The 324-nt window shown below is 53.1% G+C and carries 1 rRNA gene; it reads right to left on the bottom strand.

What is annotated here, in order from left to right:
• Positions 1-324, bottom strand: a 23S ribosomal RNA gene (locus tag lacNas_RS10555); the annotation flags it as partial.

The following is a 324-nucleotide window of genomic DNA, read 5'->3' as shown; positions in this document are numbered from 1 at the left end:
GGCACGCCATCACCCGTTAACGGGCTCTGACTACTTGTAGGCACACGGTTTCAGGTTCTCTTTCACTCCCCTCCCGGGGTTCTTTTCACCTTTCCCTCACGGTACTGGTTCACTATCGGTCACTGGTTAGTATTTTGCCTTGCGAGATGGTCCTCGCGGATTCAGACGGGATTTCACGTGTCCCGCCCTACTCAGGATACTGATAGGCCTTCTTTGGATTTCGCTTACGGGGCTCTCACCCTCTTTGGCGCATTTTCCCAAATGCTTCTGCTATCCTCTGAAGTGCCATGACTCAGTCCTACAACCCCGGCAGATAAATCTGCC

Source organism: Lactobacillus nasalidis (genome assembly GCF_016587775.1).
Classification (GTDB): Bacteria; Bacillota; Bacilli; order Lactobacillales; family Lactobacillaceae; genus Lactobacillus; species Lactobacillus nasalidis.
This window is presented reverse-complemented; position numbering and strand designations above follow the sequence as displayed.